The sequence below is a fragment of the Syntrophales bacterium genome (genome assembly GCA_023228425.1).
Lineage (GTDB): Bacteria > Desulfobacterota > Syntrophia > Syntrophales > UBA2210 > MLS-D.
The window spans coordinates 1-23,470 of the sequence record JALOBE010000023.1; the positions used below are offsets into that span (position 1 = coordinate 1).

Annotated in this window: 17 protein-coding genes and 1 tRNA gene; 6 read left to right on the forward strand and 12 right to left on the reverse strand. The window is 54.4% G+C overall.

Translation table 11 applies throughout. The features are described from left to right. Window positions 1-210 precede the first annotated feature (210 nt). Window positions 211-1,515 (forward strand): pyridoxal phosphate-dependent aminotransferase, encoded by a 1,305-nt coding sequence (locus M0Q23_08795; protein ID MCK9528717.1) that lies wholly within the window; start codon window positions 211-213, stop codon window positions 1,513-1,515. A 137-nt stretch (window positions 1,516-1,652) separates the two neighbouring features. Here M0Q23_08795 and M0Q23_08800 read toward each other — a convergent pair whose 3' ends face one another. The 4 genes from M0Q23_08800 to tkt are packed head-to-tail and all read right to left on the reverse strand — an operon-like array spanning window position 1,653 to window position 8,559. Next, on the reverse strand, window positions 1,653-4,082 hold the full coding sequence (locus tag M0Q23_08800; GenBank protein MCK9528718.1) for a homocysteine S-methyltransferase family protein: 2,430 nt from the start codon (window positions 4,080-4,082) through the stop codon (window positions 1,653-1,655). Between the two features lie 22 nt (window positions 4,083-4,104). Further along, window positions 4,105-4,731: a hypothetical protein gene (locus M0Q23_08805; GenBank protein ID MCK9528719.1), complete on the reverse strand. Its 627-nt coding sequence runs from the start codon at window positions 4,729-4,731 to the stop codon at window positions 4,105-4,107. Window positions 4,732-4,780: 49 nt separating this feature from the next. Continuing rightward, the gene (locus tag M0Q23_08810) at window positions 4,781-6,478 is read right to left on the reverse strand and encodes a hypothetical protein (GenBank protein MCK9528720.1); all 1,698 of its coding nucleotides are present in this window, start codon (window positions 6,476-6,478) and stop codon (window positions 4,781-4,783) included. Beyond that, window positions 6,475-8,559 carry a transketolase gene (tkt, locus tag M0Q23_08815; GenBank protein MCK9528721.1) on the reverse strand — a complete coding sequence of 695 codons (2,085 nt, stop codon included), beginning with the start codon at window positions 8,557-8,559 and terminating at the stop codon, window positions 6,475-6,477. Before tkt ends, M0Q23_08810 begins: the two co-directional genes overlap by 4 nt. A 789-nt stretch (window positions 8,560-9,348) precedes the next feature. On the opposite strand from tkt, the gene M0Q23_08820 reads away from it, so the two are divergent. Next, window positions 9,349-9,708: a transposase gene (locus tag M0Q23_08820; GenBank protein ID MCK9528722.1), complete on the forward strand. Its 360-nt coding sequence runs from the start codon at window positions 9,349-9,351 to the stop codon at window positions 9,706-9,708. 751 nt (window positions 9,709-10,459) lie between these two features. Here M0Q23_08820 and M0Q23_08825 read toward each other — a convergent pair. From M0Q23_08825 to M0Q23_08860, 8 genes are all read right to left on the reverse strand, one after another. Next, a complete protein-coding gene (locus tag M0Q23_08825) occupies window positions 10,460-10,978 on the reverse strand; it encodes a DUF4339 domain-containing protein (GenBank protein MCK9528723.1) in 519 nt (172 codons plus the stop codon). A 152-nt stretch (window positions 10,979-11,130) separates the two neighbouring features. After that, window positions 11,131-11,856 (reverse strand): hypothetical protein, encoded by a 726-nt coding sequence (locus tag M0Q23_08830; protein ID MCK9528724.1) that lies wholly within the window; start codon window positions 11,854-11,856, stop codon window positions 11,131-11,133. A gap of 243 nt (window positions 11,857-12,099) precedes the next feature. Further along, entirely contained in the window at window positions 12,100-12,309 is a 210-nt protein-coding gene (locus M0Q23_08835; protein ID MCK9528725.1) for a hypothetical protein, read from the reverse strand. 288 nt (window positions 12,310-12,597) lie between these two features. Then, on the reverse strand, window positions 12,598-13,392 hold the full coding sequence (locus tag M0Q23_08840) for a PD-(D/E)XK nuclease family protein (GenBank protein ID MCK9528726.1): 795 nt from the start codon (window positions 13,390-13,392) through the stop codon (window positions 12,598-12,600). Window positions 13,393-13,522: 130 nt separating this feature from the next. After that, a complete protein-coding gene (locus tag M0Q23_08845; protein MCK9528727.1) occupies window positions 13,523-14,083 on the reverse strand; it encodes a hypothetical protein in 561 nt (186 codons plus the stop codon). Window positions 14,084-14,440: 357 nt separating this feature from the next. Next, window positions 14,441-15,175: a hypothetical protein gene (locus M0Q23_08850; protein MCK9528728.1), complete on the reverse strand. Its 735-nt coding sequence runs from the start codon at window positions 15,173-15,175 to the stop codon at window positions 14,441-14,443. Window positions 15,176-15,659: 484 nt separating this feature from the next. Next, entirely contained in the window at window positions 15,660-16,010 is a 351-nt protein-coding gene (locus M0Q23_08855; protein ID MCK9528729.1) for a hypothetical protein, read from the reverse strand. Window positions 16,011-16,766: 756 nt separating this feature from the next. Then, window positions 16,767-16,842, reverse strand: a tRNA-Thr gene (locus tag M0Q23_08860). 149 nt (window positions 16,843-16,991) lie between these two features. On the opposite strand from M0Q23_08860, the gene M0Q23_08865 reads away from it, so the two are divergent. From M0Q23_08865 to M0Q23_08880, 4 genes are all read left to right on the forward strand, one after another. After that, complete coding sequence (locus M0Q23_08865; GenBank protein ID MCK9528730.1) at window positions 16,992-19,235, forward strand: adenylate/guanylate cyclase domain-containing protein; 2,244 nt, start codon at window positions 16,992-16,994, stop codon at window positions 19,233-19,235. A gap of 12 nt (window positions 19,236-19,247) precedes the next feature. Next, window positions 19,248-21,206 (forward strand): alanine racemase, encoded by a 1,959-nt coding sequence (gene alr, locus M0Q23_08870; GenBank protein ID MCK9528731.1) that lies wholly within the window; start codon window positions 19,248-19,250, stop codon window positions 21,204-21,206. A 27-nt stretch (window positions 21,207-21,233) separates the two neighbouring features. Beyond that, complete coding sequence (locus tag M0Q23_08875; protein MCK9528732.1) at window positions 21,234-22,307, forward strand: D-alanine--D-alanine ligase; 1,074 nt, start codon at window positions 21,234-21,236, stop codon at window positions 22,305-22,307. Window positions 22,308-22,381: 74 nt separating this feature from the next. Further along, a complete protein-coding gene (locus M0Q23_08880; protein ID MCK9528733.1) occupies window positions 22,382-23,461 on the forward strand; it encodes a D-alanine--D-alanine ligase in 1,080 nt (359 codons plus the stop codon). Window positions 23,462-23,470: the final 9 nt, after the last annotated feature.

Consider the following 23,470-nt stretch of genomic DNA (forward strand, 5'->3'; position numbering starts at 1 on the left):
CAGCACCTATCTCATTAATATTTAACATGATTCATACCACTTTACAGAAAAGACGTCAAGAAGAAAATGCGCAAATACTAAATTATTTTAGAATGTTACATGAGTTGGACTTTTTACGGGACCATCATATTTGCTTATGATAATATTTCTTTTGACATGAAACGTATTTCACTTCATAATATATAATTATCCTTTTCGAGAGAGGTTTCCATGAGATTCGATATAGCAAAGAGCGGAACGGGTCTTACCTATGAAATACGCAACATTGTCGGTGTAGCGGATAAACTTCGGAAATACGGGAAAAAGATAACCTGGGAAAATATCGGAGATCCCATAGCAAAGGGTGAAACGGTCCCGGACTGGATGAAGGATACGCTCATCGAACTCATGCGCGATGACGGCTCCTATGCCTATTCTCCAACGAAGGGTATCAATGAAACGCGCGAGTTCATTGCCGAAGAAGTCTCCAGGCGCGGGAAGTACCAGCTTCATATGGAGGACATCATATTCTTCAACGGCTTAGGAGATGCCATTGCCCGCGCCTACAGTGCCATGAGAATAGACGCGCGGATTATCATGCCCGAGCCGACCTATTCCACTCATCTTCTCTCGGAAATTCATCACGCCTCGTTCCCCCCCAATACATACCGTATGAACCCCTATCACAACTGGCATCCCGATATCGCCGAACTGGAGCGGAAAGTCAAAAGCCACAATACCATCGTGGGAGCGCTGGTGATCAACCCCGACAATCCCACGGGGTTTGTCTATCCCCCCAAGACGATTCAGAAGATCGTGAGCATTGCCAAGGAGTACGACCTGTTCCTCATCTTCGACGAGACCTACCGGAACATCATCTATAACGATCAGCAGACCCTGCCTCTTTCCGATGTCATCGGTGATGTGCCCGGCATGAGCATGAAAGGGATTTCGAAAGAATTTCCCTGGCCCGGTGCGCGGTGCGGATGGATTGAAGTCTATAATGCCGACAAGGACGAGACCTTTTCCCGGTATATAGCGGCCATTCTTACCCAGAAGATGTCCGAGGTCTGTTCCACCACGCTTCCACAGATGGCGATTCCCAAAATAATGACCCACCCGGAGTACGGCGCCTACCTGGAAGCCCGGAATCGCCACTATGAGAGACTGTCCTCAACAGCCTTCTCGATTCTGAAAGACGTTCCCTACATAGTGGTGAACCGCACCAACGGCGCCTTCTACATGACCGTCGTTTTCAACGAGGCCGTGCTCAACAGCAGGCAGAATCTTGCCGTTGACGAGCCGGCAATCCGGGATTACGCGGAATCGATCATGAGTGACAAAATGGAATACGACAAGCGCTTCGTGTACTATCTCCTGGCCGCGACGGGTATCTGTCTCGTGCCGCTTACGTCATTCTTCACGTCCCTTCCCGGGTTCAGACTGACGCTCCTTGAGAAGGATGAGGGGCGCTTTGAGGAGACGGTGCAGACAATCGCTTCAAAGATCGTGGAATACGTCGAGTCATCACGCTAGTCCCGTGTAAAAACGAATTCCTCCGACCACCCTCTCCCACGGGGAGTTCCGGATTCCACTGTTCCGGGAAACAGCAAATCAAGACACGGTACGAGTCCCGCAGCCATGGTGAGGCCGTGATGCCACGGGATTCTCTTTTATTTTGCTTTTGATGTCGTTCTCAACAGGGTGTCGGCCCTGCGGACGGCGTCGACGCCGTCTCTGGCGTAGTGGGCCCCGATTGAGGATGCCCATGAAGATGTCACCACGGCACCTCCCACCATGATGGGGCAGGTAAGTCCTTCAGAGCGCGCCTTGAGTATGGTTTTCTCCATTGAAACCATGGTGGTCGTCATGAGGGCCGAAAGGCCTATGAGGTCGGCCCGGACACGGCGTGCTTCTCCGATGATCCGTTCGGCGGGCACGTCCTTGCCCAGGTCGATGATGGTGTATCCCTGGTTTTTGAGCATGAGGATAACGATGTTTTTCCCGATATCGTGAATGTCACCCTCCACGGTGGCCATGACGATCGTTCCCGGTGCCGCTGATTTTTTCCGGTCCTTTTTCAGCAGCGGTTCCAGGTATGCCACTCCCCGTTGCATCGTTTCGGCGGCGGCGACCAGTTGGGGGAGAAAGAGTTCTTTCCGTTCGTACCCGATTCCCACGTCGGATATAGTGGGGATGAGCATGCCCGACAGAATGTCCTCGGGATGGATGCCGTTGTCGAGGGCCGCCTTCAGCAATGCTTCGATGCTCTCGCGGGACCCCTCCCTGACGGCCCGTGCTATTTTTTCTTCCAGGGGAAGCCGGTTCTCCCCGGACCTGTCGCGTCTCTTTTCCGTCGTCCCTTCGGCGAATCGTCCGCAGAAGGCCGCTCCGTCCCGATCCCGGCCGGTAAGAACGTCACCGCCTGCCTTTACGTGCATGAGTTCTTCCTGCGCCGGGTTTGCGATGGCCATGGTCAATCCCCGGGATTGGGCCATGGCGAGAAAAGCGGCGTTGAGCCACTTTCGTGCGGGCAGTCCGTGGGACACATTGGTCAGTCCCAGTATCGTCGGGCATTTGAAGGAGCGGGTCGCCCATTCGACGGTTGCAAGGGTTTCAAGGGGTGCCGCGGCGTCCGTGGACACGGTCATGACGAGCCCGTCGATGACGATGTCCGCCTTTGTGAATCCCCTGCGCCGCGCCTCTCGATAGACAGATCGTATGATGTCCTTGCGTTCCCCGGCGTTTCCGGGAACACCACCTTCGGCCAGGGGGAGCAGAATGAACATGGCACCGTAGCGGGCCGCGAGGGAAAGCATGACTTCCAGTTGTGAGGACTCGCCGGAAATGGAATTGATGAGGGCCCGGCCCGGATAGATCCGCAGCCCGGCTTCAATGACCGCCGGATCGGGCGAATCGATCACGAGCGGAAGCGTGGCGGTCGCTGACAGGGCTTTCAGGGCCGATACCATCATGGCGGGTTCGTCCACGCCGGGAGCGCCCACATTGACGTCAAGGAGGTCGGCCCCCTGGTCTTCCTGGTCCCGGCCCAGACGCTCGATAATCGTTGTCCGGCCCCGGCGGAGTTCTTCCTGGAGGGCCGGCCTGCCCGTGGGGTTGATTCCCTCTCCCACAATCAGGAGAGGGTTCCCCTGCTCGATGAAGAGGGCCTTCCGGCATGAACTGAGGGCGCTTACCCGGTGCGGGAGCCGTCCCTCCGGCCGCAGACCCTGAAGGGAATCTTTCAATTCTCTGATATGCTCCGGAGTCGTTCCGCAGCATCCGCCCAGGAATGCGACGCCGAGAGCCAGGAATGACCGGGCGTGGGAGGCGAAGTCACGGGGTGTCATGGAAAAGACAGTCTCCCCGTCCCTCATCTGGGGCATGCCGGCGTTCGGCTTCGCGACCAGGGGTACGGCGCGCACGGGGCTCATGGCCCCGATGAGGCGGACCATTTCGGCCGGTCCCGATGAGCAGTTGCAGCCCACGGCATCCGCGCCGAGGCTCTGGAGCGTGACAAGCGCAGCGGCAGGATCTGTTCCGGTGAGTGTCCGTCCCCCCTCCTCGAAAGTCATGGTCACCAGAGTGAACAGGTCCGCCGCTTCCCGTGCCGCCAGCAGTGCCGCCCGGGCCTCCTGGATATCGATCATCGTTTCGATGACAAGCAAGTCGACCCCGCCGTCGACGAGACCCCGAATCTGCTCGGTGAAAACGGCCACGGCTTCCTCGAAGGCAAGGTCTCCAAAGGGCTCCACGAAACGCCCGGTGCTCCCGATGTCCCCGGCAACAAGCCCCTTCCTTCCCGCCGCCCGGCGGGCGATTCGGGCCAAATCCCGGTTCATCCCGTATACGTCGGACCGGTTGTATTGGGCCAGCTTGAAACGGTTGGCGCCGAAGGTGCAGGTGTAGATGATGTCGGCGCCGGCCTTCAGGTAGCCCTCATGAATGTCGCGGATTACGTCGGGGTTGTCGAGGCACCAGACCTCCGGGCAGACTCCCGGAGGCATTCCCCGCTTCTGCAGTTCCGTACCTGTCGCCCCGTCAAGAACGATACAGCGGTCTTTCAGAATTGCGTGGATCCTATGGTTTGCTTTCAGTGTCACAAGATCTCCCGGGTTTTCGTTTTTATAGTGTTCGAATGCCCGTAATTGCCGTTACGGATTTTTCCGGAATGAGCAGGGCCTGCTCATTGATCGTAACGTCCAGCCGCGCGAGATCGAGCATCTCGTAGATCATATGCTGGTGTTCCAGCGCGAAATCACCGTATCCCGCCGAGTAGCGCCGTTTTAAAAGCCCTTTTCTCTCCCTTCGGAGCAGACCCGCGTAGTAGCGCGTTATCCAGTCAAGAGAAGCGTCCACCATTTCACTTGCCGCGGCATCGACAATGACCGCCTCCGTCAGGTTGTCCCGGGCGGTGTCGGAGGCGATGGCCTCCATGACGGTCCCGCCCCCGGTGGCACCCATGACGAGACATTCGTCGCAGCCCTCAAGAAAAACGGCTAACCGGGAGCTTCTGAAGCGCGCGCCGCCTGCAAGAACCACGGTTTTTTCATCCCGATCCTCAATGGCCGCGCGCAGGGCCGCCCCTTTCAGGCGGACCAGGGAACGGGCATGATCGATGACTCTGTCGACGGTCCGCTTTTCCTCGGAAGACAGAACGGTCGTGCTTTTTCGGTACCCCAGGCGCCGATAGATGCTTTCGCGGGGCGTTTCAATGGTGATTGTCTCGAAAAATTTGATCGGTTCAGCCATACTCAAAGCGTCTTTCCACACGTTTCCCCGAGCAGGAAGGAACGCCTGTTCAGGAAAGCGCGGAGGCCAGGATCCGCAGGCCCGCCGTGCTGTCGTCTCCCAGGTGGATTACCGCCACCGGTTGCCCCGCGTTCAAGAGAGCCTCCCGATCCCCCCGGGCCTGGGCCGCCTTGAGAACTCCGAAGGACAGTGAAGACGCGGATTTCCCCACCTTGTCCGGGATGGGGACGTCATGGGCGTCGTTGGCCGTCAGCTGTATGAAGCGCGCCGCTCCCCCGCCCTTGTGCATCTGGCCGGTGGAGTGAAGATAACGGGGGCCGTAGCCGGCCGTGGTAGCCCGGCCGGTGCGGCGCAGGATAGCCTCCCGCAGCTTCGGAAGGGCCCGGTCCGTATCGGTCTTGGGTTGGAAGTACGCCTGGAGTGCTATGTAGGAGCATGGTTCGGCGCCGTCCACAAAGGACCTGAAGGCATCGGAGAGGGTTTTTCCATGGGCGTCTCCGAAAAACAAAAGCTCGCCGTCGGTTCGTGAAGGTGCTTCTTCCGAAACCCGTCCCGTTTTCACGAATTCCTCAACCATGTTCCTGGTGAGGGCTTTCGATGATTCAACATCGGGCTGATCAAAGGGGTTCACGGAAAGAATGAAGCCCGCCACCGCCGTCGCGGCCTGCCACAGAAAAAACAGTCCCCCCAGCTCGTACAGATCCTCCATTTCGAGGACAATCACGGGGAAGCCGGCCGCCTCCAGGGACTTGAGGCGGTCATCCAGTGACGTATCCCACCTGAGACGCAGGCAGACAAAGTAACGATCGGGACCGTAAGCATCCTCTCCGGCCGGGGGTTCATGCACCACCGGTACGATACCCCGTCCTTCCTTGCCGAGACTTTCCGCGATCAGCTGTTCAATCCAGTCGGCACATGCCTTTATTTGAGGGGACAGGAGAAGCGTCAGCTTGTCGACGCCCTCCATTGCCAGGGTTCCCATGAGAAGTCCCAGAAGGGCTGCGGGGTTCCGGCTTTCCGACAGGTCGTCGGCGGCGAAACGTTTCGCCGCCGCTTCTCCCCGCAGCAGCAGGTAAGAAATGTCGATGCCGCAGAGAGCGGCGGGCACCAGACCGAAAAAAGACAGTGCCGAGTAGCGTCCCCCGATGTTGGGATCATTCAGAAAAATGTCACGGAAAGAACACTGTTCGGCCGTGTCTACCAGCGGTGTCCCCGGGTCGGTAATGGCTGTGAAGTGGGAACCGGGCGTCTTGAATTCCGTCTGTTCAGAAAAAAGATTGTAAAAGAACCTGAACAGGGAAAGGGTTTCGGTGGTTGTGCCCGACTTGGTGGCGACAAGCGCCATGGTCCGGGCCGGGGGCATGTGTGCTGTACGGTAGAGAATAGCCCCCGGATCCGTACTGTCCAGTATCGAGAGATCGAGATAATCGTGACGGAAACTGAACGTCTTCCGCAAAACCTCCGGGGCGCAGCTCGATCCACCCATTCCCAGGAGGATGGCCTCAGTAAAGCCGTCATGCCTGCAGGCGTCGGTAAAGCGCTTTATCCGGGGCACATGGACGGCCATGGAGCGGTGCGCGTCGAGCCATCCCAGGCGGTTCGCTATTTCCGGGGGATCAGCCTTCCAGACGGTGTGATCCTTCTGAAGGATGCGGCTGATAACGGTTTCTTTGTGAAGCCGGCTCCGGTTATCATCGATCACCTGCCTGAAACCGTCGAAGCCGGACAGGCGCATCGTCGTTTTCATGATCCCGGGATTCCTTTCTTCTCGAGCAGGGTTTTCGCTGCTTCCAGCGTTTTCCGAACGGTGATGCCGAACTTCTCGTAGAGGATTCCGGCCGGGGCGCTGGCGCCGAAATCCGTCATCCCTATGGCGATTCCTTCATGCCCGAGGTAGTGTTCCCATCCGATGACGGAACCGGCCTCGACGGATACCCTCGATCGTACCGCGGGCGGAAGAACCCGGTCCCGATAGTCCCGGGGCTGACTGTCAAAAATATCCCAACTGGGCATGCTCACCACCCGGACGGCATGGCCTTCCTTCCCAAGTTCCTCGCCGGCGGCCAGGGCGATCGCGCACTCCGATCCCGTTCCGATAATGATAATATCCGGGAGTTTTCCTGACGATTCCCACAGAATATAGCCTCCCCGCCGGACACCGTCGGCAGCTCCCAGGCGTTCACGATCCAGGACCGGCAGTCCCTGCCGGGACAGCACAAGGGCCGTCGGGCCCTGTGTTCTGGTCAGGGCAAGCCGCCATGCTTCAGACACTTCCGCGGCATCGGCCGGGCGCAGGACCGAAAGGTTGGGCATGCACCGCAGGCTCATGAGCTGCTCCACGGGCTGGTGGGTCGGTCCGTCCTCACCCACGCCGATGCTGTCGTGGGAAAAGACGTAAATAACCCGGATTCCCATCATGGCGGCCAAGCGCATGGAAGGCCGCATGTAGTCGGAAAAGGTGAAGAACGTGCCCGTGTAGGGGATGATGCCGCCGTGAAGAGCCAGGCCCGAGGCAATGGCCCCCATGGCGTGTTCTCGGACGCCGAAATGGATGTTTCTTCCTCCATACCCCCAGGGACCTCCTGCGGATCCCTGGACACCGTTGGCGGGAAAAGCTTCCGGGGACTGGAAATCTCCCGCTCCCTTGACCCAGGCAAGGGTCGACGGGTTCAGGTCCGCCGTGCCGCCCACCAGCTCGGGAAGCAGAGCCCCCACACGCTGCATGACATTCTCCGATGCTTTCCGTGTCGCCATGCTCGTGCCGCGGTTTTCGGAGAAGGACGGCAGGGTCGCTTCCCAGCCCTCGGGGAGACATCCGCCCATGATCCGTTCAAATTCGGCCGCGTCTTCAGGGAAAGCCTTCCGGTACCGATCGAGAAGATTCCGCCATTCAGACTCCCGCTCTGCTCCCTGCTGACGGAACGCGGCCGCGAGGGCCTGAACAGCTGGAGGAACAAAAAATTCGGGTGCCGGGGGCCAGCCGAGATGCCGTTTCGCCGCCTCCGCTTCATCCCTTCCCAGAGGGGACCCATGGACTGCGGAAGTACCTTGTTTTTTTGGAGATCCATATCCGATGATTGTCCGGACCGCTATCAGGGACGGGCGGGATTCCTCCGAACGCGCCTCGACCAGGGCCTGGTCGATGGCCGGAAGATTGTTTCCGTCGGCCACGTGTTGCACGTGCCATCCGGCGGCCTCGAAGCCCTTTCCGACGTCTTCTGTAAAAGAGAGCGATGTCGTCCCGGCCAGTGATATCTTGTTGTCGTCGTAGAGCAGAATGAGTTTGCCCAAACGCAGGTGTCCCGCCAGGGAACAGGCCTCCCGGGCGACGCCTTCCATGAGATCGCCGTCTCCGGCGAGAACATAGGTGTGGTGGTTAATCAGCGGATAGCCGGGCCTGTTGAATCGTGCCGCCAGAAAGGACTCGGCGATGGCCATGCCCACGGCATTGGCGATTCCCTGACCCAGCGGTCCGGACGTGACTTCCACTCCGGGGGCGCAACCATACTCCGGATGTCCCGGTGCAGGGCTTTTCCAGGTCCGGAAATTCTTTATGTCGTCCAGAGAAAGGTCATAGCCCGTGAGGTGGAGCAGGCCGTAGAGAAGCATTGACCCGTGCCCCGCTGAGAGAACGAAGCGGTCACGATCGTGCCAGCCGGGGTTCGAGGGGTTGTGCCGGAGATGGTTGAGCCAGAGCGTCGCCGCGAGCGGGGCGCTTCCCATGGGAAGTCCCGGATGTCCCGAGTTGGCTTTCTCGATTGCGTCGACGGCGAGAAAACGCAGGGTGTTGATGATGTCGTTCATCAGTGCGGGGTCATGGCTTTTCATGCATCTCCTCCATGGATGTTCGTGCGGTCGTAGGGTGTAATCGTTCCTCAGTGCCTCGCCGGCGGGCATTATGTTGTGTTCCGGCCGCCAGTCAGGGGATTAGAGCAGGGATCGGTTCATTTGGCAACATCTTTTCCGGTTTAGGTAATGTATCATATCTTGTGTCACTGACGAGCAAGGGGTACCACCGATGATATTCCAAAACTCCAAAGGAGGTACCCCCATGACTAAAGCAATAGTCGTACGTAGTCTCTCACAGGCGTATAAGGTAATCAAGGAAATGAATCTTTCGCAGGACTGGGAATCTGATTATCGGGCTGCCGGTCGCCAGGCACTGGTTGCTGTTTTACGAGACCGCATGGATGATTCGAGGGATCAGTATCTTGCCCGGATGGGTCGTTCCCTGTCTGATCGCCGGAATGGTTCCTTTTCCCGTCATTTATTGACGGAGTTGGGTGATATCGAGATTGCTGTTCCCCGTACGCGTAGATGGAGTGCTCTTGAGGTGATTCGTGCCTATAGTCGGCGGGTTGCCTCTGTTGACCGGATCATTCTGTCTTGTTTTGTTCTTGGTCTTTCCACCCGCAAGGTTTCCCAGGCCCTGCTGCCGATCCTGGGAGAATCGGTGAGTGCCGCCACCGTCAGCAGAGTAGCCCGGATTCTGGATTCGGTCGTTGCCGCCTTTCACCGGCGTCCCCTGCAGAAGAAGTATCGATTCCTTGTTTATGATGGTGTGGTGCTGAAGCGCAAGACTGGCGCCGGTGTGGTGAAACGAACAGCCTGGTTGCCTTGGGCATCACCTTCGAAGGAACGAAGGAGGTTATCGACTTCCGGATGGCCCGGTCGGCACTCAAAACGTTTGCCCATACCTGGGGAGCACCCTATCCGAAAGCCGCAGCGGCATTACAACAAAACGAGGAGGAACTGCTTGTGTTCATGCGCATTGCCGAGCGATCTGTCCGGCCGACGATACGAACCACCAATGCCATCGAACGACGGTTCCGGGAAGTCAAACGGAGGACCAGACCCATGGGAGTGTTCGCCGATACAACCAGCATGGAACGAATCCTCTACGCCGTGTTCGCCCATGAAAACATGAAACAACAAACAGGTACACCCTTTCTTACAGAGGTGACACAAAACTCTTGACGTTACCAATTGTAGATGCTATTTTACATGCCCACTTCCACGAAATCATCCGCTGGTCTTCTTGATTGTTTTGTCTGTCGTTGTATGTAAGGAGGCGTTATGAAATTGCCTGCTATCGGTATCGCTCTAATTCTTTTAGTCGTTATCGCCGCTACTCCAGCCTACCCCAATACGATCAGGTGCGGTAGTAACACAGTCACTGTTAGGGCGAGCAAGGGGGAAGTCATTGATAAGTGCGGCGAGCCACTTTATTCTTCTTATAACGTGTGGACCTATATTATTGGCGGTCGGTATCGTCATTTTCATTTCAGCGGGAACTTTCTTATAAAAATCGAAGATGGTGAGCGGGCACGTTAAATTGTTACATCTAGCTCTCTCTTGATGGGCATTTGCTGATTTTTCGCGCTATGTGAGGGCGGAGAATGAAAAATAGCCTGCATCGTTGCTTGTATTCCTGTCATGGTTTTCAGTAAGCGGGGGGTTTCCTACAAGCAATAATTCTGTCATCCCTGATCAAAAATCCTGCCTTTATCCGCACAAAAACACCCTTTTACCGGACGATCTCGCTCAATGAATGCTATGAGTCGCTCATTACCCCGGATGCTGTCAGAGCAAGAGATATCCGGAGAATTGCTGATTATAGGAATGGCGGTGTCGAGGTCCTTTACGACAGATTTGCGAACGGGGAGGAATAAAAGGGGTTTAATTTTTTCAATTTGAGCCCAGAGATCTTCATAGGTAACATGAAACTCTAAACTCCTCGTGTGTTCTTCTCAATCTTATCGAGATAAATTAAAATATTTGCGAATATTACAGCCATTATAGCTCCGGATATTCCTGAAGAGAGCCAAATTATTGATGGCATGTATGCTATCGCTAGCCACTCGCTTTCTTGCATAATCAGTTCGTAGCCGCGTTGAGGAGGTTCAGGCCACAGATAGAAAAACATTATAAATCCTGTTATTACAGCTATGACTGCAAAAAAGTACAAAAAAATTGCCAAAGCGGGAGTTTCGAACATTGGGATTGGCGAATGGTTCGTAACGGTATCGAATGTTTTATTTTTATTAAGACTTTGTTCGGGTAGGCTGAAGAGGTCTATGCATTGAACTATTGGTTCTCCCTTCTCCATACCTTCTTTCCATACTAGCGTGTTGAAGTCGACATGGCCCTCAAGAAATGCTTTCTTCAGTGTATCGATGGTAACAGGCCCCTTGCGCCCCAGAGATGTTTCGAAATACCATTCTTCTTTCTTGTCCTGAAATTCCATTGTCGCCTCCTTGCAGCATTATATGTGAGCATAGGTACAGACATGGATCTTAAAGTTTTAAATATATGATGTATCCCCCTGTGTCAGGATAGTTGTCGCATGATCTAAACCTCTCTATAATGGAGTTTCCTTGGGGGCGGAGGAGGATCGGATCATGCAATATTCCAAAGAGCGTAAAGAAGCTGTTCTGAAAAAAATGATGGCACCGCACAACCGGCCAGCTTGCGTAACGTCAGCGTTGGGTGTGTCCGGTTAAGGATTTTCAGTGCCTGTGACAACCAGGCATGAGCACTCTGTTGGCTTGCCTGATTACCAATGACTCGCCACAGAAATCGCAGGATCATCCTGTCTGGTTTAACCATATTTTCCTCCCCTGCGAGCATAAAGAAGTACTTCAGTGATGTCCCGTACGTCTGACCTGGAATGTCGCAGATGTCTGACTCGAATTGTGTATTTGGGATGACCGTTGGTATGTCCTGAAAATAGTTTACATTGTGGCGCACTAGAACTCGGGTAAACCTATGTACGGCTTCAGCCTTGAGTATCCCGTTCTTGGTGGATGTCCTTTGACGGTTGTCGAATACTTCAGTTGCAATCTGCCGGTAATCATCGTAGCCGGATAGGAATTCTTCGAACTGGCGAACTGAATATTGTTCCGCAGTGCCGGGATAAGGCGAACCGTGTTGCCTCAATCGCTGCAATCCCGTAACATGACAGAAGTGTATCACGGCGTTTCTCGTCGAGCTGTACCTAGCGGCGAGGGAGTAAACAGCATCGATGATGCAAAAAGGCAGACTGTGATAGTAGTATTCCTCGCTCAGTTCTGCATCTCGCAGGTGCAAATGGGCATTACAGTATTGGGCTATTCTCTCAGGCATCCTTTATTTTCCATCAGCGAACGAAGAATTCAGCCACCGGGCGGCACCAAAGATAAGCACCCGAGGCCTCTTCGGAAATTGACCACCCATATTGCTCGGTCGGCTGGAATGACTGGTTCTGCATCATTTTTCTGTTTCTTGATTACTATGTGGAAGTGTCCCATTCCTGACGCGGCTTTCGTATGACCCCTCCTCCTTGCATCGATTAATGATTATCGTCTCTTCAATTGATTCTCCCATTGTCTAGTAAAGAAATCCGCCTTCCGCAAAGTAGGTGAAAACACGCTGGTAAAAGCGACCTTCGAAACCGTATTGACGGATGTGAAGAACCAGGGCTTCAAATAGCGCTTTGTCGACCCGGTCTCGAACAATGTATTCGTGGGGCCATTCCGGCATGGTCTTGGCGAAAGTCCACTTCGAAGAGGCGACGAACTCCTGCAAATAGTCGGGCAACTACACATCATCAGGTGCAACTCGTTTCGATTTCAGCACCTTCACGGTCTCGGCAACCCCTCTGAAACGATCCATCACCTTTTTGACCACTTGGTCTTTGTCTTCGCCACAGGCAACGTCAATGGCGACCGCCAATTCATCATTGCGAAAGGCAGTAAAGACATTCTCTCTTGTAGCCCACGGTTCGAGTAAGGGCCGCACCTCACGAGCGCAACCCCAGTCCCCGTGGAATAGTAGCCAAAGTGGGCTAATGCCGTGCTTTTTCCAATAACCAAAATGAATTCCAAATTATACGCCGACATGACCACCGTCGCATCCAAATCTCGCATAACGCCCTATCCGCTCCCAATTTGCCTGCGGTCGGAGACCGTTTACGGTAAGAAGTCCTTGATTGACAGCCAAGTCAATTGAAGTCTGCACAACGGTGTATAGCTGAAGAATAAGCGCAGGGGTGCGTTGGTCAGATACCTCCGCTGACGACACCGGTATAAAGGCGTCACTGTCAGCCGCTTCGCAGAGTGCGCGCAACTGGAGGAGGTCATTTCTCGCAGCCTTATCATCGGCAACTCTTGGTTCCAAGGCATCAAGTAACGCTCTCCAAGACGTAAGCGCGAGTATTGGACCAGCACTGGTCGAAACGATGCGAAAAATACCAACAGTTGCGCCCTTTGTAGCTGACATCTCATTTTCGATCAGTCTTTGATGCAATTCACGCCACAACGTCTCCTTGCGGTCCTCAGGACCAACAAATAAGAGGGTTGTCGGTTGAGGGTATTCGGCCAGTATACGAAGGTAAGATACGGGTTGATTCTCTGTGAGACCCGCCCAAAACTTGTTTTCGACAAGAATATGTATTCGTCCTTCATCCTCACAGCCCTGCATGTCAGGGCGATTATCACCGTCAGCCTGCTGGGTTTGAAACCACAAGTGTGGCATGTGTGGGTCAATTCCACGAAGAAGCTTCATCATGCCATAGTGAGCAGCGTCGTACGATCGAAGGATGAAGGCAAGCGCCTCCATAGCTATATTCTCATTTTCTTGGGAAAGTCTCTTTTGAATAATATGACTGAATACTGTTTCCATTCCTTATTCCTTTGTGCAGAACGCTGGCCATGAGCCGCGCCGCCACAACGCTTTACGGAAAAACGACCGATGACATTCGGCGTCGGTCTCGATGGCATTGTTGTACGCTGCATTTATTAAAAATATTTACCTATTTACATGAAGTTGTGATACAGTCTTGGACCGTAAACCCCTCTTTGAGTTGACCTCTTAGAAACATATCAAGGCACGCATCTTCACAACTCTGTTCACTTTCTAAAGCAGACCTTTTCCCCAGCAGACCGCTAATTTCATGAATAGGCAAACAAAAACGATATTCTTCCTTCGCCTCCATTGTAAACTGACACTGCCATGCCCGCCCGTCATCTTGGTCTATCAGGATGAAATTCCACATATTATCTGTAGAATAAAGAGTGAATTTGCCATTCTTTGAAGAATTCTTCGTCGCAAATGGTTTGTCGTTGATCGGTATTTTTAAACGGGCACCTTTCTCTTTGTCTGTCGTATAGGTGACATGCCAAAGCCTGCCATCGCTGGTATCTAATAAGAGATATGACCACATGTTATCAGTTCTAAATAAGCGAAAGCGAACATCAAGCCTTTGTAGCGGGTCTGACTGAAATTTGATTTTGTCCGCCGCTTCAGCAAAACTGGGTAATAGGAAACAAAGAGATAAGAAAGGAATAAACAAAAACTTTACGTGAAGTTTCATGGATCCCTCCCGTCAAGCCTCAATATTGAGGATCATTTAGAGACAAATTTCCGTCTAGCCTTCTTTCGTATCGCTTCAATCTCCTTCATAAGTCGATCACATTCATACTCTATCTCGTGCAACGATACACACCGAGGACTAATGCATATCATGTCTTTTTCATCCACTGAGTAGGTCTTCACATAAATTTCTGCAATCGGAGCAGCCGGGATACCCTCTCTTTTCGGGTCGAAGAAGCGCAGATCAAGATTGTAAGTCGCCATAAGCCCTCCTATAAATTTAGATTAATTTTGCGTACAACGTTTAAATCAGCGGCGCGACCCTTTGTGTCCGCTGAATTTGATGGTTAGCGGCTTTTCACATCGATACTCCAAGGAAATCATGTACGCTTGTTTTCCATTCCTCTTTGACTTGATGCGTTTGACAATATTCTCTCAGGTGCATTGATAGCATCAAGGAATCCGGCGAATGCAAATCTGATTTTTTGGCAATATCCTTGGCCAGTTCATCTTTCGAGTGAATCCAATCAACCAAAAGGATACCCTGCGCCGGAACTTCATGAACAATGAGTCCTTCAGGAATTCTTTCCCGATTTTCGATGGCCAGGGCCAGCAGCGGGCCACTCGGGCATTTCTTGGCAACAGAAATAGCGCGAATTAGTGCCGTCCCCATTACTGGGAAAAGAGTCATGATTCCTCTGCCAAGACGTATTCTTTTGTCGGGATCTGTTGCGTCTCTTACGGATAAAGGATAGCAAGATAAAATATCCGCAAAATCACCGCCTGAAATGGTAGCCTTGGCATAATGGCCAGAATGTGCAACATGTCGAAGCAAGGATATGGCTATTGATAAAGGTCTTAAAAAAGTTTCTTCCGGGAAATCGCTGACTATAACGAAACCATCGCCAATTTGATGAGCAAAAATTCTATCAGGGGATTCAGGATAGTGTTGAGTACCAATCCGGAAGATTCCCTCCATAAGTTCGCCGAGTGACAACAGGACAAGATTTTCCTTGCCGTAAAAATGCCCAAAGCCTTCTAAATCAATATTAATGGCCCATCGACCGACGGGCTTTTCGTTTAATCTTTTCATTTTATTATCATGCTTCTATTGATAACGGAGCCGCCAAAAAGTCCATATTGCCCTGCGGTGACCATAGCACCTGTATCGCCACTTTTTTCGAGGACTTCGTAGCCTTTGGCTCCACAAAGCTCTCCGGCTTTTTCATAGCACATGCCCCAGTTTAAGGCGCTACCGGAACAGTTTATGCTGTATCCTTCCCTGCCGTCAGAGGTGTACGTTTTTTGCTAGTTGCGCAGCCACTCACAAAGGCAACAATCACCAGAAACAATATCGCTATTCTCATATTCTCTTCCCCTCTTCGTTTTTTACCGCTAACACCTTGATAAGCGGTGCGGTTTTTCTGCATCCGCTTTATTAAATTGTTCGCAGTTCTATTACTTAAAAATGCTGGTTCTTGACTTCATGCATAAATTCATTGATAAATTCCCCAAATGCACCAATAGAAATTGTTGATCGAAACGGATCTTTCCCATCTTTTTTCTGGTCACAAAGTTCAATTTGGTCGCCATTTAACATGAAGCGTCCGTGTGTTAATCCATTCCTTATGCGACTGCAAAATCGTTTTTTCTGTACTTGATGTACCTTCATGAACGACGAATTTACCGGTGTTTATTTGACTGAAGTCGATTGCATCGAATTCAGTTTGCTGTGGATAAACAAACAGAATGTAGCTGGCCATCAAAAGAGTTCCTATATTCAATGGCAACACATTGCTGAACTTCTTTTTGAACTCTTCAATGACATCTTTCATCAGTTTGTCCTGATGCTCGGGCTCCATGCTCCACTCACACCATAATAAAGATATGTTCCCCTGAACTATTAGATTCCAATCTGTTTTTGTCATCTTTATTTCTCTTGCGAACCAATGTTTAGACGGTTTCTTTATAAGACGCCGCGCTTGTCCGATCGCGGCATATACCCCGGATGCCGATCGACGATACTTCCGTTCTTCGACTGTAGTGGCGTGCCCTCAATGCCTGACGCATGCGATCGAGCAGCCTGGGCTGTCGCCGGCGCGTTGCATCATTCTCCACGGCAGCCGAATGTAGGACATACTTCTTTTTTTCAAGTACCTTTCCCACGGCAGACCAGTCCTCTCTCTCGGAGCGTGTCTCTGCAGTCATGGGTCGGTAGCTGATACTGTATGCGCTCGGCGCAGCTTGATGTGTCTGTGGTTGTATCGCCGTCGCCGTTGTCGTTATCGGTTTTGGCAAGAATGCGAGTTTTTTGCAGATTCAGACAAATCTATGGCAAAAGAGGAAAGGAATTGCAAGGTGTTTTTAAAATATTGGAGGATGAGACATCGCTCGAACAGTTCAAACCGCATTCAGTGGCCTTGCCCGAATGCTCATGGTGCAGCTTTGTCTTTGAAAGTGGCATGGGACAGATGACGAAGAAAATCTCACTTTCAAGACGGACTCAATAGAAAGAGCCAGCTCGGACTTTTATGATCGCCCTGACAACCCGATTCGCTTTGTTTCACCTCTCATTCCATTATGTCAAAATGGCATTAATACAAGGCCAATTGGTTAGTTTGCGGTTACACGGGCCATAGTATGAAAAAAGGGTTACATCGCAAGTTACGTAACCCCTTGATATCTGGAGCCGATGAACGGAATCGAACCGTTGACCTACTGATTACGAATCAGTTGCTCTGCCGGCTGAGCTACATCGGCTTTTTCTGTGTGGTGGCAGGATTCTTTATCGCAAGGCGGGTTCGTTGTCAAGTTTAATCAGCGGGGATGATCTTCTATCCCGTTGCTTTCCCTTGACTTTGAATGCTCCTTTGATACTATTTCCTATCTTCCAAAAAGGAACGGTGTTCGTGAATAACCCGATGCAGAGGCTGTTTGCCGCGTCTCCTTTCAAAATTGCCATCCTTGTCATCGTCGGAATGGTTCTTTTTTACTTCCTGAAAGTTCCCTTTCTCACGTTCATGGAACTCAAGACCCTTGACCTGCGGTTTGTCTCCCGGGGCGTTGCAGTTCCCGGTGAAGAAACGGTGATTGCCGCCATCGATGAGAAGAGCTTGTCCGAGCTGGGACGATGGCCCTGGAGGCGGACGGTCATAGCGGATCTTATTGGACGCCTGGACGAATACGGGGCGAAGGCCATCGGTTTCGATATTGTTTTCGCCGAACCCGACGAGCACGGGAGCATCGATGCGCTGGAAGCAGTGGCCAGGGAAATCGAGAGCATGGGCCTCGATGATCACCCTGTTGCCAGGGTCCTGGAAAAACGCATCGAGGCTGCCGACACGGATACGGTTCTGGCACGGGCCATTGAACAGGCCATGAAGGTGACGCTGGGATACTTTTTCTACACGAGCGAACAGGAGGCGGCTCACCTTTCCGCCGAGGCCGTGCGGGCGGGAGCGGAGAACCTCATGGGGTCCCAGTACCAGGCGGTACGGTACACGGGCACCCCGCGGCGTTCCTTTATGATCGAAGCCTTCGCGGCGGCGACGAATATCCCGGTCCTTTCGGAGGTTGCTGAAACCTCGGGGTTTTTCAACGCCCTCCCCGACCCGGACGGAACGAACCGCTGGTCTCCCCTGGCCATCGGCTACGATGACGCCATGTACCCCTCTCTCGCTCTTGCCACGCTGATGGTGTACCGGGACTGGCCGCTGTCGGCCATGATCATCTCCGACGCGGGGGTGGACCGGATTGTTTTTGACGAGACGATCATTCCCGTTGACGGCGCCGGTAGAATGCTCATCAATTACCGGGGGCCCGGGGGAACATTTCCCCACTATTCGATCAGTGATATTGTCGCGGGGCGCCTGGATCCGGAGCTGTTCAGGGACAGGATCGTCCTGGTGGGGGCAACGGCCACGGGAATCTACGACCTCCGGGTCACGCCCTTCAGCACCGTCTATCCCGGTATCGAGATCCATGCCACCGTCATCGACAACATTCTTCACGAAGACTTCCTGAAACGGCCCGACTGGACCTTTATCGCCGATCTGCTGGCGGTCCTTCTCCTCGGGCTTCTCATGGTCCCCGTTCTTTCGAGAATGAAGGCTCTCTACGGGTTTATTTTTTCTGTCCTGCTTGCCGCGGCCTGGATCATTGTAAACTATTATCTCTTTGCCCGGTACAATCTCTGGATCAACATGGTATACCCCGTGGTGACCATCCTGCTTATCTACGTGGGGGTTACGCTGTACCGCTACATCAGCGAGGAGCGGGAGAAGAAGAAAATCCGCGGTGCCTTCCAGTATTATCTGACGGGTTCCGTCATTGAGGAGATGCTGAAGAACCCCGACAAGCTTAAGCTTGGGGGAGACAAGAAAGACCTGACGGTGCTCTTTTCCGATATCAGGGGATTTACGTCCATATCGGAAATGCTTCCGCCGGAAGAGCTGGTACATCTTCTCAACGAGTACCTGACGGCCATGACCGGGAAAGTCTTTCACCATGAGGGCCTGCTTGACAAGTACATGGGAGATGCCATCATGGCCGTTTACGGGGCGCCGCTTGAACAGCCCGATCACGCTCTGCGGGCCTGTCTCACGGCGCTGGACATGATGGACGAGATGAAAGTGCTCCAGGCAAAGTGGACCGTCGAAGGAAAGCCTTCCATGGATATAGGCATCGGCATCAATACCGGGGACATGGTGGTCGGCAACATGGGTTCCGACATGCGCTTCGATTATACGGTCATGGGTGACAGCGTGAACCTGGGAGCGCGACTTGAGGGTATCAACAAAGAATACGGGACCAATATCGTCATCAGCGAGTTTACCCATGAGAGGATACAGGACGAACTGCTGTGCCGGGAACTGGACGCCGTGCAGGTGAAAGGGAAAAAGCTTCCCGTCAGGATTTATGAACTGCTGGGCCCCATCGGTGTCGGGGACTATGCCTTCCTTCCCGTTTTTGAAGAGGGGCTGGCCCTGTACCGGCAATGCCGGTGGGATGAGGCGATTGCCTCCTTCGGGAGGGTGCTCGACATGAAACCCGATGATTACCCCTCCCGGATGTACATCACGAGGTGCGAGACCCTGCGGGAGAATCCTCCGGGAGAGGGATGGGATTGCGTCTTTAAAATGACCACCAAGTGACGGTCGGCTGATATGACGAGAAACTACCGGAACTGGGTCGAGATCGACCTTGACAGCTTCAGACACAACTGGAACGAGATACGCCGTCTCGTTGGCGGCGGGGTGCGGGTGATGCAGGTCGTCAAGGCCGATGCCTACGGTCACGGGGCCATCGAGATATCCCGGGCGGCCCTGAAGAACGGCGTATTCTGCCTGGGTGTGGCCAACGCCGACGAGGGGGTTCAGTTGCGGGTGAGCGGAATCAGCGCGCCTATTGTCATCCTGAGTCCCCCCACAAGCTCCGAGGTCGACGAGATCATCAAGTATTCCCTGACACCCTGTGTGTCCGATCCGTCCTTCGCGCGCGAACTTGACCGGCGCTGTGCCGGCAGGAACGGGCGCCTGCCGGTCCACGTGGAAGTGGACACGGGCATGGGGAGGGGGGGGCTGCTCTACCGGGACGCCGTCCGGGCGATCGAAATGATTGCCGGTCTCGAACACGTGGCGATCGAAGGCGTGTTTTCCCACTTTTCCGTCAGCGAGTGCATCGATGACGACTACAATCACCTCCAGGGGAGGCTCTTCCGGGAGCTCCTGGAAGAGCTGGAGAAGCGGGGAATAAACATTCCCCTCAAGCACCTGTCCAACAGCGGCGGCGTCATAAATTTCCCCGAATACCACTTCAACCTGGTCCGTCCCGGCATCATGACCTATGGCATTCATCCCGGCCGGGAAACGAGGTCCAGGGTGAATCTCATTCCCGTCATGACCTTCAAAACGACCATTCTTCTCATGAAAGAGGTGGGCGCCGGGTACAGCATCGGCTATGGTCGCACCTACCGCACGAAAGGACCCGCCCGGATCGCCACGATTCCCGTGGGATACGGCGATGGGTACGGAGCCGTTCTTTCGAACCGGTCCGAGGCGCTGGTGCGGGGACGCCGGGTTCCCGTGGTTGGGCGGATTTCCATGGACATGTGTACCCTTGACGTCACGGATGTTCCCGGCTGCAGCGTCGGTGATGAAGTAGTCCTCCTGGGGAGGCAGGGGTCGGCTTCCCTCCCGGCGAAAGAAATAGCGGAACAGTCAAGTACCATAGGCTACGAGGTTGTCTGCGCCCTGGGGAAGAGGGCCCCCAGGGTGTTTTTGAACAGGGGGGAAGAAAATGCCGTCGAACCCCGTCTGCGCAGAATATTCCTGCCCGAGGAGGAACGATCCATCGCCCGGATCGACGCGATCATACGGAGCTGTTTCCAGGCCCGGGCCTCGAACGTCGAAATGGGAGACGCCATCTACTACGAGATGTTCGAAACGCTCTTCGGCAAGGGAAACCGCCCCCTGGAGCTGCGGACGGGATTCAAGTACCTGGTCAGGATCCGCGCCGATGCCGAAGGCGGGCTGACCGCCGGGAAAAAAGAGCGGGACCATTTCCGTGTGACCACCCGCGTCCGGTACACCAAGATGCTGCGGCATCCGGTGTTTCTCATCGGCTGCGCCCTGAACAACCGGCAGCTCTCGGCGCTGTTCGCCGAGGAACGCTGTGAATACCGGTGGATTCTGCCCTCCAGGCCCGATCATTTCAGCGAGGAAGATTTTATGGTTGACGGCGTTCGGATCGACGGCCGGGAGGTCCCGATTATCAGTAAAGATAACACGAACCGGGGGCTTGAGGTCTGGTGCGGCGGCGAGGGTCTCCGGAGCAGTCTGAACCGCCGGGTGAAGGTCGAAATCGAAGTCAGCACGAAGAAGCTCCGAACGAGCAATACCTTTTCGGTATACCTGGTTTATCCCACCAGAGGACTTGAGATCTGTTTCGACTACACCGGAGCGGGATTGCGCAATGTGCGGGAAGTCGCTTTTTTCGCCGGCAAGCAGACCGATCCGGAAGTGACGGCACGACGGGGCGAATCGGTGACACTGCGGCTCAATGACGATGAATGGGTATTCCCCAACAGTGGCGTAACCTTTTCCTGGGACCTGCAGACCCGGTGAACAGCTCAGCGGTGACGGAGAATCGTTGTGACGGAAAAACATGAAAAGCTTCGGGTCGGGGTGATTTTCGGCGGCATGTCGTCGGAACGCGAGGTGTCGCTCAACAGCGGACGAAACGTGTATGACAACCTTGACCGGGAGCTCTACGAGGCCATCCCCATCTTCATGGACGGCCGGGGGGGGCTCTGGATACTTCCCTGGAAACTCGTTTCCCAGAATACCACCGTTGACATCATGGAGCGGCTTGTCGGAGAAGCCGAGCGCATAGCCTACGAGGATCTGCGGAAAACGATCGACCTGGCCTTCATCGCCCTTCACGGGAAGTACGGCGATGACGGTTGCGTCCAGGGGATGCTGGAACTGCTGGGAATCCCCTATACCGGCTCGGGAGTGCTCGCCTCCGCCCTGGGTATGGACAAGGACCTGCAGCAGAGACTCTTCGTCCGATCCGGCATTGCCGTGCCCCGCAGCTGTGTCATCAGCGAGGACCGGTGGCACCGTGACCCGGGAGGCGTGGAGGAGGAACTCTCATCGGATTTCGGCTTTCCCCTTGTCACGAAACCGACCCGCGAAGGGTCAAGTTTCGGTGTCACCATTGTCCGCGACCGGGAGGGGATTGCGGGCGGCATGGACAGCGCCCTGGTCCTGGACCGGGCCGTGCTGGTGGAGGAGTATCTCGATGGTATCGAATTCTCCTGCATCGTCATTGAAGAAAAAGAAGGTCCCCGTCCGCTTTCGGTGACGGAGATTCAGCCCCGGAGCGCTTTTTTTACCTACGATGACAAGTACATGCCCGGCCAGTGCCGGAAGTTCACGCCTCCCAGGTCGATTCCGCCTGAAGCGGTGGCGGCCATAGAACGGGACGTAGTCCGGGCCTTTGAAACGCTCGGTTTCCGGTGTTACGGAAGAATCGACGGATTCTATCTCAAAAATGGCGACATTTTTATAACCGATCCCAACTCGTCATCAGGCATGGCACCCTCGTCGTTTTTCTTCGAGCAGGCCGCTGAGGCGGGCATGCTGCCCCAGGATATTCTGTCACGGCTGATAGAGATAGCGCTTTCGGTTCATGGGGCCGGGCGGGACCCGCTCCAGATCTGATAAAGGGCTTTACAGGTCCGGAGTTTATCAGTATAAGCCTTCTCATACACACTACAGTTGAGCAGGTGTCTCCTATGTCAGAAACTGGTCGGAATGATTCTCCGCCACGAAAGACCCGCGTGGCTGTCGTTATGGGAGGAATCTCGTCGGAACGGGAAATATCTCTCGAAAGCGGGCGCAACATCTTCGGAAAGCTTCCGAAAGAGCGCTACGAAGCGCTTCCTGTCTTCATGGACCGCCGGGGCGGGCTCTGGCATATCCCCCTGAAGCATCTCATGAGAAACGCCACCGCCGATATCGAGGAGGATCTTGACGGCGGGGCGCGCAGGATTCCCTATGAAGAGCTCAAAAGCATCGTGGACATCGTCTATATCGCCCTGCACGGGAAATACGGCGAAGACGGATGTTTCCAGGGACTCCTCGAGCTCCTGGGGGTTCCCTACGTGGGCTCCGGGGTACTCGGCTCGGCCCTGGCCATGAACAAGTACGTGTCGCGGCAGCTTCTTGCCCATGCGGGGATCGGCGTGCCGAAAACCCTGCGTGTTTCGCGTGAAGACTGGGCCGCCGGCGAGGAGCCGGTCCGGGACGACATAGAAGAGAACATCGGCTATCCCTGCGTGATAAAACCCACCCGCGAGGGATGCAGCACGGCGGTCAGCAGGGTGACGGAGCGGAATGAACTGGGTCCCGCCATCGAGGCGGCCCTGCAGTGGGACGCCGATATCCTTGTCGAAGAGTATATTCGGGGCATGGAAGTTACCTGCGGTGTTATCGGCACCGATGATCCCCGGGCGCTGACACCGTCGGAAACGATTCCGACGGCCGACATCCTGTCCCTGGAGGACAAGTTTCTCTACGGTCAGGGCGAAAACAAGACGCCTGCCCGCCTGACACCGGATATTCTTGAACGGGTCAGGGAAACGGCACTGAAAACCTTTGTCACCCTGGGGTTGAAGGTGTATGCCCGCATCGACATGTTCGTCAGGGAAGACGGCGCCGTGGTGGTCCTGGAACCGAACAGCCTTCCGGGCATGACGCCCGCAACGGTGCTTTTTCACCAGGCCGCCGAGTCGGGCATCAACCAGTCCGATCTCATGGACCGGATCATACGTTATTCGCTCGAAGCGCACGAAAAGAAAAAGGGCCCCCTGTGAACGCGGCTG